Origin of the sequence: Caballeronia sp. LZ032 (genome assembly GCF_031451315.1) — a bacterium.
In the GTDB taxonomy this organism is placed as follows: Bacteria; Pseudomonadota; Gammaproteobacteria; order Burkholderiales; family Burkholderiaceae; genus Caballeronia.
Genome location: NZ_JARUXP010000001.1, coordinates 2,475,087 through 2,492,933 on the forward strand (window position 1 = coordinate 2,475,087; position 17,847 = coordinate 2,492,933).

At 66.6% G+C, this 17,847-nt stretch carries 16 protein-coding genes; 8 read left to right on the forward strand and 8 right to left on the reverse strand.

Going from position 1 to position 17,847, the window contains the following annotated elements; translation table 11 throughout:
* The first annotated feature begins 74 nt into the window (after positions 1-74).
* The 4 genes from QCE69_RS11555 (at position 75) to QCE69_RS11570 (ending at position 7,259) form a co-directional block, all read left to right on the forward strand.
* The gene (locus QCE69_RS11555) at positions 75-1,373 is read left to right on the forward strand and encodes an ABC transporter ATP-binding protein (protein WP_309918132.1); all 1,299 of its coding nucleotides are present in this window, start codon (positions 75-77) and stop codon (positions 1,371-1,373) included.
* A complete protein-coding gene (locus QCE69_RS11560) occupies positions 1,370-5,164 on the forward strand; it encodes a polysaccharide pyruvyl transferase family protein (protein WP_309930794.1) in 3,795 nt (1,264 codons plus the stop codon). The genes QCE69_RS11555 and QCE69_RS11560 overlap by 4 nt, the downstream gene beginning before the upstream one ends.
* On the forward strand, positions 5,145-6,332 hold the full coding sequence (locus tag QCE69_RS11565; RefSeq protein ID WP_309930796.1) for a glycosyl transferase: 1,188 nt from the start codon (positions 5,145-5,147) through the stop codon (positions 6,330-6,332). Before QCE69_RS11560 ends, QCE69_RS11565 begins: the two co-directional genes overlap by 20 nt.
* Positions 6,333-6,404: 72 nt before the next feature.
* Positions 6,405-7,259: a symmetrical bis(5'-nucleosyl)-tetraphosphatase gene (locus QCE69_RS11570; RefSeq protein ID WP_309930798.1), complete on the forward strand. Its 855-nt coding sequence runs from the start codon at positions 6,405-6,407 to the stop codon at positions 7,257-7,259.
* On the opposite strand, the gene QCE69_RS11575 is transcribed toward QCE69_RS11570, so the two are convergent.
* From QCE69_RS11575 to QCE69_RS11600, 6 genes are read right to left on the reverse strand one after another with little or no spacing between them, the layout of a single operon-like run.
* A complete protein-coding gene (locus QCE69_RS11575; protein ID WP_309918143.1) occupies positions 7,228-8,034 on the reverse strand; it encodes a lysophospholipid acyltransferase family protein in 807 nt (268 codons plus the stop codon). The genes QCE69_RS11570 and QCE69_RS11575 overlap by 32 nt on opposite strands.
* Before the next feature lie 2 nt (positions 8,035-8,036).
* Entirely contained in the window at positions 8,037-9,314 is a 1,278-nt protein-coding gene (locus QCE69_RS11580) for a dihydroorotase (RefSeq protein ID WP_309918146.1), read from the reverse strand.
* A gap of 9 nt (positions 9,315-9,323) precedes the next feature.
* On the reverse strand, positions 9,324-10,349 hold the full coding sequence (locus QCE69_RS11585) for an aspartate carbamoyltransferase catalytic subunit (RefSeq protein WP_309902624.1): 1,026 nt from the start codon (positions 10,347-10,349) through the stop codon (positions 9,324-9,326).
* A gap of 43 nt (positions 10,350-10,392) precedes the next feature.
* Positions 10,393-10,908, reverse strand: a complete 516-nt coding sequence (pyrR, locus tag QCE69_RS11590; RefSeq protein ID WP_309930800.1) for a bifunctional pyr operon transcriptional regulator/uracil phosphoribosyltransferase PyrR — start codon at positions 10,906-10,908, stop codon at positions 10,393-10,395.
* Entirely contained in the window at positions 10,895-11,341 is a 447-nt protein-coding gene (gene ruvX, locus QCE69_RS11595) for a Holliday junction resolvase RuvX (RefSeq protein WP_309809553.1), read from the reverse strand. The genes pyrR and ruvX overlap by 14 nt, the downstream gene beginning before the upstream one ends.
* Positions 11,338-11,916, reverse strand: a complete 579-nt coding sequence (locus QCE69_RS11600; protein WP_309809555.1) for a YqgE/AlgH family protein — start codon at positions 11,914-11,916, stop codon at positions 11,338-11,340. The genes ruvX and QCE69_RS11600 overlap by 4 nt, the downstream gene beginning before the upstream one ends.
* A gap of 30 nt (positions 11,917-11,946) precedes the next feature.
* On the opposite strand from QCE69_RS11600, the gene QCE69_RS11605 reads away from it, so the two are divergent.
* Positions 11,947-13,443: a deoxyribodipyrimidine photo-lyase gene (locus QCE69_RS11605; RefSeq protein WP_309930802.1), complete on the forward strand. Its 1,497-nt coding sequence runs from the start codon at positions 11,947-11,949 to the stop codon at positions 13,441-13,443.
* On the opposite strand, the gene QCE69_RS11610 is transcribed toward QCE69_RS11605, so the two are convergent.
* A complete protein-coding gene (locus QCE69_RS11610; protein WP_309930804.1) occupies positions 13,440-14,855 on the reverse strand; it encodes a hypothetical protein in 1,416 nt (471 codons plus the stop codon). The genes QCE69_RS11605 and QCE69_RS11610 overlap by 4 nt on opposite strands.
* A 288-nt stretch (positions 14,856-15,143) precedes the next feature.
* Positions 15,144-15,335 carry a rubredoxin gene (locus QCE69_RS11615; RefSeq protein ID WP_309809560.1) on the reverse strand — a complete coding sequence of 64 codons (192 nt, stop codon included), beginning with the start codon at positions 15,333-15,335 and terminating at the stop codon, positions 15,144-15,146.
* A 308-nt stretch (positions 15,336-15,643) separates the two neighbouring features.
* Between QCE69_RS11615 and QCE69_RS11620 the strand changes: the two genes are divergently transcribed.
* The 3 genes from QCE69_RS11620 to QCE69_RS11630 are packed head-to-tail and all read left to right on the forward strand — an operon-like array spanning position 15,644 to position 17,813.
* Positions 15,644-16,519, forward strand: a complete 876-nt coding sequence (locus QCE69_RS11620) for a hydroxymethylpyrimidine/phosphomethylpyrimidine kinase (RefSeq protein ID WP_309931635.1) — start codon at positions 15,644-15,646, stop codon at positions 16,517-16,519.
* A gap of 54 nt (positions 16,520-16,573) precedes the next feature.
* On the forward strand, positions 16,574-17,353 hold the full coding sequence (locus tag QCE69_RS11625) for a DUF72 domain-containing protein (RefSeq protein WP_309918163.1): 780 nt from the start codon (positions 16,574-16,576) through the stop codon (positions 17,351-17,353).
* Positions 17,354-17,381: 28 nt separating this feature from the next.
* On the forward strand, positions 17,382-17,813 hold the full coding sequence (locus QCE69_RS11630; RefSeq protein ID WP_309918166.1) for a hypothetical protein: 432 nt from the start codon (positions 17,382-17,384) through the stop codon (positions 17,811-17,813).
* Positions 17,814-17,847: the final 34 nt, after the last annotated feature.

Below are 17,847 nucleotides of genomic sequence, written 5' to 3' on the forward strand. Positions count from 1 at the left end.
GCCGCACGGCCGGCCCCGTATCGGAGACCTTCATCAGCACACTTGAGCCGACCCCGCCGTTCATCGAAATGTCCATGCCACCTGTCGCGAACCCCTCGCCGGATAACGCGGATCACGTGCTCGTGAATGTCGAGCGCATCTCCAAGCTGTTCCGGATCTACGACAAGCCCGCCGACCGCCTGCGCCAGTCGCTGGCCTCGCGCATCCGCATGCCGGGCCGCGCCCCGCGCGAGTACGGCCGCAACTTCTGGGCATTGCACAACGTCTCGTTTTCGGTGAAGCGTGGCGAGACCATCGGCATCATCGGACGCAATGGTTCGGGCAAGTCCACGCTGCTGCAGATCATCGCGGGCACGCTTTCGCCCACCAGCGGCGAGATCGACGTCAACGGCCGCATCTCCGCGCTGCTCGAACTGGGCGCGGGCTTCAATCCGGAATTCAGCGGGCGCGAGAACGTGCTGCTGTCGGCGCGCATCATGGGCGTGTCGGGCGAGGAAATCGCGGCGCGCTTCCACGAGATCGAAGCCTTTGCCGATATCGGCGAGTTCATCGACCAGCCGGTCAAGACCTATTCGTCCGGCATGTACGTGCGGCTCGCGTTCGCCGTGGCAATCCACGTCTCGCCGGACCTGCTGGTCGTCGACGAGGCGCTGGCTGTCGGCGACACCGCGTTCCAGACCAAGTGCCTCACGCGCATCCGCGACATGCAGAAGGCGGGCGTCACCATCCTGCTGGTCACGCACTCCACCAACACGCTGGTCGAGTACTGCGACCGCGCCATCTACCTGAAGCGCGGCCACTTGATCAAGGACGGTCCGTGCCGCGACGTCGTGAAGCTCTATGCGAACGATCTCGTCGATGAGGAAGGCGGCCGGGCGATCGACATCGACGTGCCCGAAGGCGAGCGCGCGGCGTCGGAGAGCGGCGCGGAAACGAAGAAGGTGGAGTCCGACAAGACCTCGATCCTCGACGTGAAGATCACCAACGAAGACGGCCGCGAACGCACCACTTTCTCGTTCGACGATCCGTTCCGCGTCACCGTGTCGATCCGGGTGTCGCAGCCGAATCTCCGGCCGTGCTTCGGCGTGCAGCTGAAGAGCGTGGACGACATCGTGCTGTGGAGCACCACGACACAGCACATGAACATTGCGATGGACGCGCTCGAGCCGGGCACGTATCACTTCACGTGGTCGCTGCGCGCCAACTTCTCGGGCAACCGCTATGTGGTTGCGATCGGCGTCGGCGATGTCGAGTCGGGCGAATACAAGCGTCATGCGCGGCTGCCCTATGCCGGGCACATCGACGTGCTGCCGCAGGCCGACGGCGGCTCGGGCTGGCTCGCGCCTTGCCCCGCTTTCGACTTTTCGCAATGAGCACGGAGGATCGCGTGATGTCGGACCGGATCAGGGTGGTCGCCGTCGGCTATTACGGCGCGCCCAATATCGGCGATGAACTGCTGCTCGCCGCGCTCGCCGCGCAGGTGCAGGCGCGCGGCGGCGAGCTCGTCGCGCTGAGCAACAACCCCGCCTACACGCGCGAGGCGTTCGGCATCGAGGCGGTGGACTACTTCAATCTCGGCGAAGTCGGCCGCGCGCTTGCCGGCGCCGACCTGCTGGTGTTCGGCGGCGGCGGGATCTTCCAGGATCATCATCCGTTCCACCTCGAGGCGCTATACGACCCGACGCAGAACGACATCGCGGCCTACGCGCGCGTCTTCTACATGGCGCGCCAGTTCGGCGTGCGCACGGCGATCTGGGGACACGGCGTCGGACCGCTCAACCAGCCGCAGGCGCAAGAGGTGGTGAAAGACGTCTTCGAGCACGCCGACGACGTGACGCTGCGCGATGCCGATTCGCTCGCGCTGCTGCGCTCGCTCGGCGTGACGCGCGAGATCGCGATCGGCGCCGATCCCGGCTGGGGCTATGTGGCGGACGCCGCGAGCCGCGAGCCGGCCGCATTCGAAGCGCCGGGCATCGAGACGCTTGCCGGACGCAAGAAGCTCGCGATCATCGCGCGGCTGTGGGAGTTCTCGCACGACTGGGAGGAGAAGCTGCTCACGGCCTTGCGCGAAACATTGACGCCAGAATGGTCGGTGGTGTGGGTGGGCTTCCAGTGGTCGGAGAGCGCGCGCGAGCAGACCTCGGACCGCGCGTTCCTCGAAACGATGCAGAGCCAGCTGGGCGACGCCATTCCCGGCATCGTCGTGGACCGGCTCACGCCGGACGAAGCACTGACGCTGCTGCGCCAGTGCGACGCCGCGTTCTCGATGCGCCTGCATGCGAGCATCATGACGATCGCCTCGGAGATCCCGACGGCCGCGCTCGAATACGACCGCAAGATGACGCTGGCGCACGACATGGCCGGCATGCCCGCCGACCTGCGCTTGCAACTCACTGACAACAATGCGCGTTTCAGCCACGCGCTGCATCGCCTGACCGGCGGCGACGCACCGGCGTGGACGATCGCACCGGAGCGGCTGGCGGAACTGGCGGCGTCGTCGGGGGCGCATGACGCCATGCTCGATGCCGCGATGGCGCGCGCACGCGAGGCCGCCCGTCCGAAGGACAGCTGGCAGAACCGCGACTTCGACTGGATGAGCACGTGGCTCGAACAGACCATCTGGCAGAAGAATGCGGCTCAGCGCATGCGCGAGAAAGCCCTCGAACTCCTGCGCTTTCGCGACGGCCAGCTCGCGATGAGCGAAGCGCAGGCCGCCTCGGCGAAGGCGGCGGAACAGGCGGCGCTCGCGCAGTCCGCCGAGCACGAGAAGCGCGTGCAGGAGCTGAGCGAGATGTTCAACGCGTTGCAACGCGCGGGCGCGGCTCCCGGCGTGCAGAACGCGGAAGAGGCGCAAGAGGCGGACGCCGGCCTCGCCACGCTGCGACGCGAACTCGAAGCAAGCCGGCAGAAAAACGAAGCACTCTACGAGTCGCTCACGTTCGCGCAGGACGAGCTGGCCGCCGCGCAAGCCGAACTCGCCCAGATGCGCAAAAGTCTCGAGAATCACCGCAATCACGAGAATCGCGAGATTCGCGAGAATCAAACCCGACACGAACCAACACTGGGCATGACGCCTGCCGCGACTGCCGCACCGGACGCCTCGAACGTCGAGCCGGCCGGGACCGCGACCGTAAGCGTCCCCTCATCATCACTGGGTCCGAACATGCTTGTCCGCAAGTTTTTTTCCGCTCCGCGCACCTATACGGAACGCGCGCTCTACATCCTGCGCAACGGCGGCCTGCGCGCGCTCGCGTCAGCGGCGAAACGTCACACTCGCTCGCGCCAGGCGCTGCAGAACGGGCAGGTCCGGGAGATTCTCGACGCCTCCCGCCATGGGCTCTCGCCAACGGATCCGGACCTGTGGTTCCAGGCATCGGCGCAGTTGCAGCGTTCCGAGCTGGTGATCGTCTCGCAGCATCGCTACGACTGGGCTGGCGGGACGCACCGTCATGCGCAGCTGGCGCTGGCGGCGCTGCATGCGGGCCATCGCGTGATCTATCTGTACGTGTCGCCGCAGGACAAGGCGTCCGTTGCGCCGCGTTCGGACGCCTTGCAGATCCCCGGCCTGATTCACCATTCGATCGACGCCGTCACGCTCGAATACGTGTTCGAGCGCGTGTCCGAAGCCGCGCGCCTCGTGATCGGCGTGCCGGACGCGCGCGTGAGCCCGTTCTTCCTGTTCGCGAAGCATCGCGGCGTCGAGACCGTGTTCGATGTCGCCTACGACTGGACCCACGCCGCCGAGCCGCATCGCGCGATGCTGTCGACGCTGCTCGCGCAGGCCGACCGCTGCACCGTTGCGACGCCCGCGCTCGCGGACGCCGTGCGGCAGCAGCGCGACGCCGTGGAAGTGCTGCCGGGCGCCGCGCTGCACACCGTGTTCGATCCGTACAAGACCTACGACGCGCCCGCCGGCTTCGTGCCGAAGAACGGCCGCGTGGCGCTGTGCTTCTGCGTGAACGGTCTCGAAGCGATCGACTGGTCGCTCGTGCGGCGCAGCGCGGAACAGGCGCCGGAACTCACCTTCTGCTTCATCGGCACCGGTGCGGCCGCGCCGGGCATGCCGGCGAACGTCGTCGTGCGCGCCGCCGAGCCGCTCGCAGCGCTGCCGGCCTATGTCGCGCATGCCCATTTCCTGTTCTTCCCGCTGCTGCGCAACGCGCTCGTCGACGGCGACGCGACCGCGGGCCTCTATGCCGGCCTGCATCTGCGCAAGCCGGTCGTGACCTCGCTCGATTTCGGCATCACGCCGTCGGCGGACCTCCATGTCTGCGAGGACGAAGCGTCGTTCGTTGCGCGCTGCGCCGAGCTTGGCCGGGCGGAGCCGTCCGCGCGCCCCGACGACGCCTTCGTCGCGAGGAACAGCTGGCTCGGCCGCCTCGAACATCTGTGCCCGCCTGTACCGCGCCATGACGTGAGCGTCGTGATCCTGATCCACAACAACGCGAAGATCATCGCGCGGGCGCTCGAAACCCTGCTCGCGCATTGTTCGCCCTATCTCGCGGATGTCGTCGTGGTGGACAACGCGAGCGTCGATGGCGGCGCGGAGATCGTCGAGCAGCAGTTCCCGCAAGTGAAGCTCGTGCGCAATCCGGAGAATGGCTGCTCGTCGGGCCGCAATCTCGGCGTCGAGCACAGCACTGGCCGGTACATCGCCTTCTTCGACAGCGACCAGTGGTTCGCGGGCTCGTCGGGCTTCGCCGAGGCGCTGCGCGTGCTGGAAACCGATGCGAGCGTGGGCGTGATCGGCTGGAACGCCGGCTGGTTCGACAAGACCCGCACCGACCTGGGCGGGATGATCGCGGACTACTGCCCGAACCGCGCGATGAACGCCGTGGCGATCCGCGACGGCTATCGCGCCGACATCGGCTTCCTTGGCACGAGCGGCTTCTTCATGCGCCGCCGCACCTTCGACGCGACACATGGCTTCGATACCTTCTACGATCCCACCTGCTTCGAGGACACCGATCTCTGCTTCCAGATCAAGGCGCTCGACATGAAGGTGACGTTCCGCGATCTCTCGGGCATCCGGCATCAGCCGCACCAGACCACGCAGGCCAATTCGGGCAGCGACAAGTACACCGCGCTGTTCCTGCGCAATGCGCAGTACTTCAAGGAAAAGTGGCGCGACTATCCGCAGTTCTATGTCGACTACACGTGGTGAGGAACCCGCGCATGCCGCCCGCCACGCCTCGTCACGCAAGCAGCCTTCACTGATGCGGCAACTCGTCTATCTCTCGCCGCTGCCGTGGGCCAGCTTCGCGCAGCGCCCGCACAAGTTTGTCGAATGGTTCCATGCCGCGACCGGCGGCCGTGTCTTGTGGATCGATCCCTACGCGACGCGCCTGCCCGCCTTGCGCGACCTGCGGCGGCCTTCGAGCGGCGCTTCGGGCGCGAGCGTGGCTCGTCCTGACTGGGTCACCGTCGAGGGCGTGCGCGCGCTGCCGCTCGAACCGATGCCCGGCGGCACGCTGCTCAATCGCATGGGCTGGCGGTCGCTGGCGGGCCGCGTGGCGCGCTTCTGCGCCGAGGGCGAGACGCTGCTGGTCATCGGCAAGCCGAGTGCGCTGGCCTTCGACCTGCTGCGTCATGCACGTGCGGCGCGTTCGGCCTATGACAGCATGGACGATTTTCCGGCCTTCTATACCGGCATCTCGCGCACGGCGCTGGCGCGGGTCGAGGCGCGCATCGCCACGGACGTGGACCGGCTGCTGGTGTCATCGACGGCGTTGCGCGCCCGCTGGCAGACGCTTCGTCCCGACGCGCGGCTCGTCTACAACGGCCTGGACCCGGCGATCCTGCCCGCCGCCGACCTGGAGAAGCTCGCGCGGCTCGGCGACGGCCAGCCGAAGGTCATCGGCTATCTCGGCACGATGGGGCCGTGGTTCGACTGGGCGTGGCTTACCGCGCTCGCGCGCCAGCGTCCCGCCGACACCATCCGGCTGATCGGTCCGGTGTTCTCCGCGCCGCCGGGCGCGCTGCCGGGCAACGTGCAGATGCTGCCGCCGGTCGCGCATGCGGAAGCGCTCGAAGCGATGCGCGCGTTCGACATCGGGCTGATTCCGTTCATCCGCAACCAGCTGACGGACGGTGTCGATCCGATCAAGTACTACGAGTATCGGGCGATGGGGCTGCCCGTCATCTCGACGGCGTTCGGTGAGATGAAGCTGCGCGCCGGCGAGCCCGCGACCTTTCTGGTGGATGCGCCGGAACAGCTCGGCGGCGCCGTGGAAGCCGCGTTGCGCAGTCAGGCGGGCGCGGCGGAGATCGAGGCTTATCGCGTGGAGAACAGCTGGGCGGCGCGGTTTGATGCGGCGGGGGTGCTGGACTAGCCAGTGCTGCGCGGACAGTCTTCACCGGCTGTTTCATAATGAGCTGAACCACCTTTCCCCGCTTCTTCTTCAATGACCGACGCCCTGACCTCCAGCCTCGACACCGCTCTCGCTCCTCTCGTCTTCGGCGACCTGCAAGGCTGCTGCGAGCCCTTCGAGCGCCTGCTCAAAAAGGCGGCCGTCGCCGACGACGTGCCGCTCTGGTTCGCGGGCGACCTGATCAATCGCGGGCCGCAGTCCTTGCAGACCTTGCGCGAAGTGATCGCGCTCGGCTCGCGCGCCACGGTCGTGCTCGGCAATCACGACCTGAACCTGCTGTCGGTCGCGGCGGGTCTGCGCAAGCCGAAGAAAGGCGACACGCTCGACGAGATCCTCGCCGCCCCCGATGCGGACGAACTCATCGAATGGGTGCGGCACAAACCCGTCGCGCACTTCGAGCACGGCATGCTGATGGTGCACGCGGGCGTGCTGCCGCAATGGGACGCCGCGCTGACCATGACGCTCGCGCATGAACTCGAAACCGCCTTGCGCGCACCGGACTGGAAGGAGACGCTGGCGGGCCTGTACGGGAATGAGCCGCATCGCTGGGATGACACGCTCACGGGCCTCGACCGCCTGCGCGTGATCTACAACGCGCTGACGCGCATCCGCTTCTGCACGCCCGAAGGCGCGATGGAGTTCGCCAACAACGGCGGCCCGGATGCCGCGCCGCCCGGCTATCTGCCGTGGTTCGACGTGCCCGGACGCCGCACGCAGGACGTGACGGTGGTGTTCGGCCACTGGGCCGCGCTCGGTCTGATGATCCGCGACAACGTGCTGTGCCTGGACTCGGGCTGCGTGTGGGGCAACAAGCTGTCGGCGGTGCGGCTCACGGCCGATCCGGCGCAGCGCGTCGTCACGCAGGTGAGTTGTTCGATGAAGAAGTGACGACCGGCTCGACCAACAGCGGCTCGCTGACGACAGCCGGCGCGCCGCGCATCTGATCGAGCGCCGCGCTCACCGCAGCCTGCGCCTCGCTCGCGAGCAGCCGCCGGTCCGCGCCCGGCGCAAGCGGATTGCACACGTAGAGATGCGCGGTGATCTCGCCCGCGCGCAACAGCGCATCGAGCGAATCGTTGAGCGACATGTCGCCGATATACGCAGGCGCCACCGATTGCCGGCCCTGCGCATCCTCGTACCTCAGGCAGATCGGCTGCACCGGCACCGACGCCGACACGGCCGCCTGGAACAAATTCGCATGGAACGGCAGCAGCGTGCGGCCATCGCTCGTGGTGCCTTCGGGAAACACGCACATCGTCTCGCCCGCCATCAGCCGTTGCGCGAGTTCGTGCATGATGCGCTTCGCGTCGCTGCGCTTCTCGCGCTGCACGAACACCGTGTCCAGTTGCTGCGCGAGCCAGCCGACCACCGGCCACTTGCGGATCTCCGCCTTCGACACGAACGGCGTCGGACGCCACGCGTTAATCACATAAATATCGATCCACGACACGTGATTGCCGACCACCAGCACGCCGGCATCGAGCCGTGCTTCGTCGTTGTGCACGACGAGCTTCATGCCCGCGAGCCGCAGCATCTCGATCGACCAGACGCGGTTCATCGCGCTGCGCTCGCTCGCGGAAGCACGCGGAAACCGCGTTGCGACGATCCCCATGCCCACCAGCAAGTGGACGAGCAGCCGCAGTTTGCGCAGCGTCAGTCTCATGTTCAGCGGCTCTCGTAGGCGAGATGGCCGCCGACCACCGTCGCACGCACGCGCGCCGGCAGTTCGTAGCCCAGGAACGGCGTATTGCGGCCCTGGCTCCTGAGCTTGCGCGGATCGACGCGCCAGTCGGCGTTCGCATCGAACACGCAGACATCGGCGAGCGCGCCCGTCACGATGCGTCCCGCCGGCAGCTTCAGCGCATCCGCCGGCGCCGACGTGATGCGCGAAAGCGCCTTCGCCAGCGGCACGTCCGCCTCGCGCGCCCACTTCACCGTCAGCGACAGCAGCAGTTCGAGGCCCGTCGCGCCCGGTGTCGCTTCGGCAAACGGCAACAGCTTTTCGTCTTCGTCGAGCGGCGTGTGATCGGAACAGATCGCGTCGATGGTGCCGTCCACCAGACCCGCGCGAATCGCCTCGCGGTCGCGCTGCGAGCGCAGCGGCGGATCGAGGCGGAACTGCGAATCGAAATAGCCGATGTCCACGTCCACCAGATGCACGTGATTGATGGTCACGTCGGCGGAGACGGCGAGCCCTTCGGCCTTCGCCGCGCGCACCAGCGCGATGCCCGCCGCCGACGACAGATGCGACAGGTGCACGCGCGCGCCCGTCACGCGCATCAGTTCGAACAGCGTGTGCAGCGCGATGGTCTCCGCCGACACCGGCACGCCGGACAGCCCGAGCCGCGACGCCACCGGGCCGCTCGCCGCGACGCCGCCCTTCGACATGTACGCATCCTGCGGACGCAGCCACACGGTATAGCCGTAGGTGGTCGCGTATTGCAGCGCGCGTTGCAGTGTGCGCGTATCGACGATCGGGTTATCGGCCTGCGAGAAGCCGATGCAGCCCGCTTCGGTCAGCTCGACCATCTCGGTGATGGTCTCGCCCTTCAGTCCCACCGTCAGCGCGCCGAGCGGATACACATGCGCCTGATGCAGCTTCTGCGCGCGGAACTTGAGCATCTCGACGAGACCGGGTTCGTCGAGCGTCGGGTCGGTGTCGGGCGGACACACGAGACTCGTCACGCCGCCCGCCATGGCCGCGGCCATTTCCGATTCGAGCGTCGCCTTGTGTTCGAAGCCCGGTTCGCGCAGCCGCGCCGACAAATCGACGAAGCCCGGCGCCACGTACAGCCCATTGGCGTCGATCACCTTCGCCGCCGTGAAGTCGGCGGGCGCCGCGCCCACGCCGACGATCCTGCCCGCCGCAATGAACACGTCCTGGCGTGTCTCGGTGCCCGCGGCCGGATCGATGATCGTGCCGCCTTGAATCTGGATCTTCATGTCGCGTTCTTAGTCACTGTTGCCGGCCACGATGCCCATGACCGCCATGCGCACGGCGATACCGAAGGTCACCTGGTTGAGGATCACCGACTGCGGGCCATCGGCCACCTGCGAGTCGATCTCGACGCCGCGGTTCATCGGCCCCGGATGCATCACGATGGCATCGGGCGCGGCGAGCGCGAGACGCTCGGGCGTGAGACCCCAGCTCTTGAAGTACTCCTGCGCCGACGGCAGCAGCGCGCCGCTCATGCGCTCGTTCTGCAGGCGCAGCATGATGATGACGTCGACGCCCTTCAGGCCTTCGTCGAGATTGTGATAGACGTGCACGCCCATCTGCTCGAGGTTGCCGGGCAACAGCGTGCGCGGACCGATGGCGCGCACTTCGGGCACGCCGAGCGTGGTCAGCGCATGAATGTCCGAACGCGCGACGCGCGAATGCAGGATGTCGCCGACGATCGCCACGCGCAGCTTCGTGAAGTCGCGCTTGTAGTGGCGGATCGTGTACATGTCGAGCAGACCCTGCGTGGGGTGCGCGTGACGGCCGTCGCCTGCGTTGATGACGTGCACGTGCGGCGCGCAATGCTCGGCGATCAGATACGGCGCGCCGCTCGATGCGTGACGCACGACGAACATGTCGGCATGCATCGCCGAGAGATTGTTGATCGTGTCGAGCAGCGATTCGCCCTTGCTCGTCGACGACGCGTTGATGTTGAGGTTCAGCACGTCCGCCGACAAGCGCTTGGCCGCGATCTCAAACGTGGTGCGCGTGCGTGTGGAGTTCTCGAAGAACAGGTTGAACACCGACTTGCCGCGCAGCAGCGGCACCTTCTTCACTTCGCGGTCGGTCACGCTCACGAACTGCTCGGCGGTGTCGAGGATGTGCGTGACGATCGAACGCGGCAAGCCCTCGATGGTCAGCAGATGCTTGAGTTCGCCGTTCTTCGTGAGCTGCGGATTGCCCTTGAGGAAGCCGTAGCGGAAGGGTTCGGCCGGGGGATTCGCCGCGCTGTCCGCGCCCTGGGTTGCCGTATTCATGATGATCCCGGGTGTTTCTCTGGAGAAAGCTCGAAGCCGCGCGTCACTGCGCGCGCGGTTCCGTCGTGAAAGTGAACGCGTTGGATTCGTTGCGCGCCAGCACGAGGGTGTCGCCCGCCGGCACGTCGACCATGCCGCCGGTGAAGCGCGCCGCGATCGGCATCTCGCGTCCGCCGCGATCCGCGAGCACCGCGAGGTCGATCGACGCGGGCCGGCCGTAGTCGTACAGCTCGTTGATCGCCGCGCGCACGGTGCGGCCGGTGGACAGCACGTCGTCGATCAGGATGATGCGGCGGCCATTCACGTCGAACGGCAGTTCAGTCGGGCGCGCCTGGCTGTGCAGGCCCTTTTTCGCGTAATCGTCGCGATGCAGCGCCACGTTCACCACGCCGAAATGCGGCGCACCGAGGTCCTGCGCGAGCCGTTCGGCCAGCCACACGCCGCCGCTGTAGATGCCGGCGAGCACGGCGCCGTCGGGTGCGTCGAGCGAGGGACCGTAAGCGCTGCGAATCTGCTCGACGAGCGCGCGATACAGCGCTTCGGCGTCAATGGAACTCATGATCGTCGGCTAGTTCGTCAAGATATTGTTGAAGGATGACGCGGGCGGCTTCGGCATCGATTTCGTCGAAGCGGCCGCGCGCATTGGTGCGCACGCCGCGTTCGCGCAGGTCGGCTTTGGCATCGACGGAGGAATAACGTTCGTCCACCCATTGCACGGGCACGTTGAAACGCCCGTTCACCTGATTGCCGAAGCGCTTGGCCAGCCCGCTCATCTTGTGCGGCGTACCGTCGGGATGCATCGGCATGCCGACCACCACGGCGTTCGGCTTCCATTCATCCAGCAGCTTGCCGACTTCGAGGAAGCGATAGTCCGAGTTGCGGTTTTCCAGCGTGAGAAGTGCGCGTGCCTGACGGGTGAGCGTATTGCCGACGGCGACACCGATACGTTTTTCGCCGTAGTCGAATGCCAGCAGCGTGGCTTCGCGGCTCATGCGTGCCCTGCTTCGCCGGACAACATCGAGCGCGACACGCCGAGCAGCGAGAGCGCGGCTTCGAGACGGTCTTCGGCAGGGACGTCGAAGATGATGCGCGGATCGGCTTCCACGGTGAGCCAGCCGTTCTTCGAGATTTCTTCCTCGAGCTGGCCCGCGCCCCAGCCTGCATGACCCAACGTGAGCAGGAAACGTTCGGGACCCGTGCCGCTTGCGACGGCTTCGAGCACGTCCTTCGACGTGGTCATGGCCAGGCCGCCGGGCACGCTCATGGATGAGCTATACGGCTCGCCGTCGCCGGCTTCGTGCAGCACGAAGCCGCGCTCGGTCTGCACGGGACCGCCGAAGTACACGGGCAAGTGAACCAGCGGCTCGATCTCGAGCTTGAGATCGATGCGGTTGAAGAGGGACTGCAGATCGATGTCGGTCGGCCGGTTGATGACGAGACCCAGCGCGCCCTTCTCGGTGTGATCGCAAAGATAGACCACGGTTCCTGAGAACGTCGGATCGGCCATGCTCGGCATGGCGATCAGGAACTGATTCGTCAAATTGATGCGATCGGAAGTCTTGGACATAATTCAGGATTTTAACAAAGGCGCTGCGAGATGGCCGACTTCGATGTGGGATTGGTCTGGTTTCGGCGGGACCTGCGCGCGGCAGACAATGCTGCACTCTATCACGCGCTTACACGCTGCCGCCGCGTGCTGTGCGCGTTCGTTTTCGATCGCGAAATCCTCGCGCCGCTGGCCCGGCAGGACCGCCGCGTGCCGTTCATTCATGCCAGTTGCGTCGAACTCAATCGCACCTTGCACGATGCGGGCGGCGCGCTGATCGTGCGCCATGGCGCGCCGCTGCACGAGATTCCCGCGCTGGCGCGCGCATGCGGCGTGAATGCGGTCTTCGCCAACCGCGACTACGAGCCGTCCGCGAAAGCGCGCGACGAAGCCGTGGCGAAGCGGCTCGCCAGCGACGACATCGCGTTCTTCACCTTCAAGGATCAGGCCGTCTTCGATCACGACGACGTGCTGACCGGCGCGAACAAGCCCTACACCGTGTTCACGCCGTACAAGCGCAAATGGCTCGCGACGCTCACGCCTGATGCGCTGAAACCGTATGCGTCGGAGGACCATCTTCAGGCGCTGGCGAAGCCGCCTTCCGATGTGAAGCACGCAATGCCGTCGCTCGCGCAACTCGGTTTCGCGGAGGCAAACGGTCCGGCGTTTCCCGCCGGCACGAGCGGCGCGTATGAACTCTTCGACGACTTCCGCGAGCGCATGACCGACTACGGCCGCACGCGCGACTTTCCCGCGCAGAAGGGTCCGAGCTATCTCAGCGTGCATTTGCGGCACGGCACCGTGTCCGCTCGCGCGCTTGCCCGCAGCGCGCACGATGCGCAGCGGCACGGCGACAAGGGCGCCGAGACCTGGCTCGGCGAGCTGATCTGGCGTGAGTTCTACTTCTCCGTGCTGCACCATTTCCCGCATGTTGGCGTGCCGGGGGAACATCGTGCGTTCAAGCCGGAGTACGAGCGGATCGAATGGGAAACCGGCGACGCCGCCGAGGCCGACTTCGCCGCGTGGTGCGCCGGCCAGACAGGCTATCCGCTCGTCGATGCGGCCATGCGGCAGATCAACACATCGGGCTATATGCACAACCGTCTGCGCATGGTGGTGGCGAGCTTCCTGACCAAGGATCTCGGCATCGACTGGCGGCGTGGCGAAGCCTATTTCGAAGCGCTGCTGAACGATTTCGAGCTGTCGAACAACAACGGCGGATGGCAGTGGGCCGCGTCGAGTGGCTGCGATGCGCAGCCGTATTTCCGCATCTTCAATCCGGTCACGCAGTCACAGAAGTTCGACTCGGCGGGCAAGTTCATCCGCCATTACGTGCCGGAGATCGCGGGGCTGTCGGATCGCGACATCCACGCGCCGTGGCGCGCGAAACCGGACGCGCTCAAGGCCGCGAAGATCGCGCTCGGCGCGGACTATCCGCAACCGGTGGTGGATCACGAAGCAGCGCGCAAACGCACGCTCGCGCGCTATGACGTGGTGCGCGGGCCGGGCAAGCGGCCAGACGAGCCCCGGTCCAGCGATGACGATTAACGCGTAACGGGCATCGGTTTTTCGATCATCGCGGTAAGCGCGACGATCGAGCCACGCCCTTCCGACGGCGCAATCCCCGCCGCCGCCTGATGCAGCATCGAGCGCAGCATGTGCGCGGCGCGTTCGGGCACGGTGGCGTCGAGACCGCGGGTCGCGCCTTCGGGTGCTGCAGGCGCTGCGCCGCGGGCTTCGCCGTGATACGCGACGCGCCGCCACGCGAGACCGAGCGTATCGGCGAGCAGCGCGACATGGCCCAGCCCCAGCGCGCACGCCGCCGCGCCCAGCCGATGCGAAGCATTCGCCGCCGACAGCGCCGCCGCCTCATCCACCGTGCCGGTTTCGCTCGCCTGCGCACCCCGCTCGACCAGCGCCTCGATGGCCGTCTCCGCGCTCTGCAGAAAATCCTCGTAGGCGAACGCGTTCACGCGCAGCACGCCGAGATCGCGCGTGGCGGCGTCGCGGGCAAGTTCCCCGGCCTGCGCCGCGCCCTCTTCCCACGCCGCCTCCGACGCCAGCGTAGACGCCACGTGCCACGCGACCGTCAGGCCGTAGTCGCGCAGCACGTCGACATGCTCCGCCTCCTCCGGCGCCGCGCCGTACAGCGCGAAATCCCGCCACAGCAGTGCGAGGGTCGCGCGCACCAGCGAGCGCGGGGCGTAGGTCAGCGCGTGCGCCTGATCGGCCAGCACGAGGTTGAAGCGCGCGTACAGACGTCTCGCATCGGCGTCATGAGCGTTCTGCCGGGCGCTGTCGTCAGGTTCGGCACGCTCGGCCCGCGCGCGCAACGACGTGACACACGACGACGCCAGCCGCCAGAAATCGTAAGGATCCGGGCCGCGCAGATCGGCCAGGCACGCATCCAGGCGAGCGTAGGCAGCGGCGGATTCGTCGGCCGGTCCGCGCAGCAGCCTGAGCAGCGCTTCCTCGTAATGCGCCCGCACGCGCGCGAGCCGCTCGGGCGCGAAGCCGCGCAGCGTCGCCGGAGCGATCGCGCGGCCGGCAAGCGCCAGGTCGTCGTACGAAACGGGCGCCACCCGCGTGTGCGCCGCCAGCAGCGCATGCAGCCCGCGATAGTGATCGAAGAGTGCTGTCGAGCAGGCCAGCTCGCGCAAATTGTGACGTTCCACCGCGGCGCCGAAGATGGCGATCGCATCCGCGATGCGCGCACGGTTGGCGTCGGATTCATCGCCCAGCGGCGCGACCAGCGCCAGTGCCTCCGCAAAGCGCTGCGCCGGCAGCCAGCCGGCCGAATGCAGCGCGGCGATCGCCCGTTTCAGCGCCGCGCCGGTTTCGCCCTGGCGCTGGAAGGCGTGCTGGGCATCGGTGAGGGCCATCTCGGCGAGCCGCACCGATCCGCCGCGCGGATTGGGCAAGGCTTCGAACGGAACGTGCAGATCGGGACGTGATGTCATGTCGGGCGCTCACAAGCCGTTGCGCGGGCGTGTGGCTCGATGGGCCGCCGCACGCGGTTGAACTGCGTCACTGCGTCTTCGGTCGATGCGAAGCCGGCGTCGCGGGAGGGCCGGCCGTTGCGCGCACATGCTGCGTGTATGCTGCATACGTGCTGCCAAGGCGCAACGCCTGATCGGGAAGGTCCGCATGCCCTGCGCCCGGCGGCGGTGTGCTCCACCTCGGTCGGCGTCTCGCCAAAAAACGCGCGCCGCATGACGGAGGTCATGCGGCGCGTCAAAACATGTCAGTCAGATCTGCACCATCTCGAAGTCTTCCTTGCGGGCTCCGCATTCGGGACAGGTCCAGTTGATCGGGACGTCCTCCCAGCGGGTTCCCGGCGGGATGCCCTCTTCGGGCAGGCCCGCTGCTTCGTCATAGATCCAGCCACAGATCAGGCACATCCAGCTGCGCGGTTCGTGTTGAGATTCGCTCTGTTCCATACTGACGCCAGGTCGATTGGTCGGTTGAAATTAGGACAAGATGGTACCGTGTTGCTGTAGTGATGCCTAGCAAGCGTCCCGCCCGCAAGGCGGGTTGTAATCTTGTCGCTCCGGTGCCGCTCCCATGCGAAGGCTAGCGCGTCGGAAAAAAGTGCGCAAAGAGAACAGTCGGACGGCATTAGGCCGCATAATCGGAGCGTGTCCGAGCAGGCATTCCTTCGCGCGAACAGTTGAACACGCGCGGGCGGACCCGCTCCGAGCCGCCATGTCCATCCAAGCAATCCAATACCACAATGTCCGCTTTTGCCATGACCGGCGACTCCCCACCGATCGTACTCACCTTCGGCCTCTCGGATCCCACCGGCGGCTCCGGCCTGCAGGCCGACCTGCTGACGCTCGCGAGCATGGGCTGTCACGGCGTCACGGTGCTGACTGGTTACGCGGTGCGCGACTCCGCGTCCTGCGACGAAGTGACCGGCCTCGATCCCGATACCGTGGCAACCCAGGCGCGCATGTTGCTGGAGGACATGCCGGTAGCCGCGTTCAAGATCGGCGCGGCGACCCGGGCCGAAGTCGTGTCGGCGATCGCCGAAGTGGTCTCCGACTACGATGACGTCCCGCTGATCCTCGCCCCCGACTTCACCCTCGACGACGAGCACGTGCTCGCCGCGGATGAGTTGCGCGAGTCGCTGGCCGATCTGCTCGTGCCGCAGACCACCATGCTGATTGCCGATCACGCCACGCTGCTGCAACTCGCGCAACCGGACAGCGACGCGGAATCGCCCACGCTGGACACGGCGATTTCACACCTGCTGTCGCAGGGCTGCGAGTACGTGCTGGCCCTGGAAGCGGGTACGCACCGGCACGTGATCACGTTGTACAGCGAAGAGGGACAAGTGCGTCAGGACATATGGGACCGGGCGGTGCATCGCGTCGTCGGTCTGACGGATACCATGGGTTCGGCCATCGCCGCCTTGCTGGCGAACGGCCAGGAGCCTGCGGAAGCCGCGCGCGAGGCTCAGGAATATGTGTTCCAGGCGGCGCGCGCCGCGTTTCGACCGGGCATGGGCGCCTATCTGCCTGACCGCTTTTTCTGGGCGCGCTCGAATGACGCGGACGAGGAAGGCGAGGCGTCCTCGCTGTCCGACGATTCCACCGGTCTGCCGGGAGAAGCGCGGCACTGAGTTCTTGCAGTGAACCACTTGCAGTGAACCCCAAGAGGGAGGCTTCGCGAACGCATGCCGTACCGACTGCCCCATCTGCACAAGCCCGGCCCACAAGGCGCGATCCGCATCGGCTGCGCGGGCTGGGGTCTGTCGAGCGCTGTCGCAGCCAGCTTCCCCGGCGAAGGCTCGCATCTCGAGCGCTACGCGCACACGCTGACGTGCGTCGAAATCAACACGAGTTTCTACAAGCCGCATCGGCCGGAAACCTACGCGCACTGGGCGGAGAGCGTCCCCGACTCGTTTCGCTTTTCGGTCAAGCTGCCGAAGGCCATCACGCACGAAGCGCGACTGGTCGACAGCGAAGCGCTGCTCGACGAATTCCTGCACGCCGCCGGCAAACTGGGCGACCGGCTGGGTTGCTGGCTCGTGCAACTGCCGCCCAGCCTGCCCTTCGATCACGACATCGCCGAGCCTTTCTTCAAGACGCTGCGTGCGCGCACGGATCTGCCGATTGCCTGCGAAGCGCGCGAGCACGGCTGGTTCACGACGCACGCGGCCGCGCTGCTGAAGGCGCATCACATCGCCTATGTCGACGCCGACCCGATTCCCGACGACTGCGAAATCCGGCACCGGGCGGATGGCGGACTGGTGTATGTGCGGCTGCACGGTTCGCCGGAGCTCTACAAGAGTTCCTACAACTACACCTATCTCGACGATCTGGCGCGCACGCTGCACACCCGCGCCAAAAAGACGGCCGAGGTCTGGTGCGTCTTCGACAACACGGCCGAAGGCCATGCCCAGCCCAACGCGCTGCATCTGATGGAGCGCTTGCGGATTCATCACAAGGTCTGAAGCGTTCGACGCGACGGAGGTTCACGCGATGCACAAGCCGGCAGGACGACTCACCCGCTTACTGGAAGCCGCGCTGCTGGCTGGTCTGCTTGGCCTCTGCGTTCCCGCGCAAGCGCAGAACGCAGCGCCGCCACCCGCCGCCACACCCGCCGGCGACGGCACTTTCCTGCTGACGATCTTCCTCAAGCACGATGAATCGAAGACGCTTCCGCAGATCAATCAGCAACTCAAGGAACAGGGCTACTTCAAGCAGTTCCCGCCGCCGGGCGTGGAAGTGGTGTCGTGGTACGTGATGATGGGCATCGGCCAGGTGGTAACGCTGCGCGTGCCGGCCGACCGGCTGCGCGAGGTGAATCGCGCGATAGAGAGTACCGCGTGGGGCGGATATCGCACGGAGTTCTATCCGACCTACGACTACAAGGCTGCGGCGCAGAAGCTGCGCGACGACATGAACAAGTAGGCGTGTCGTGTCAGGAAAAGGCGGACGAAAAAAA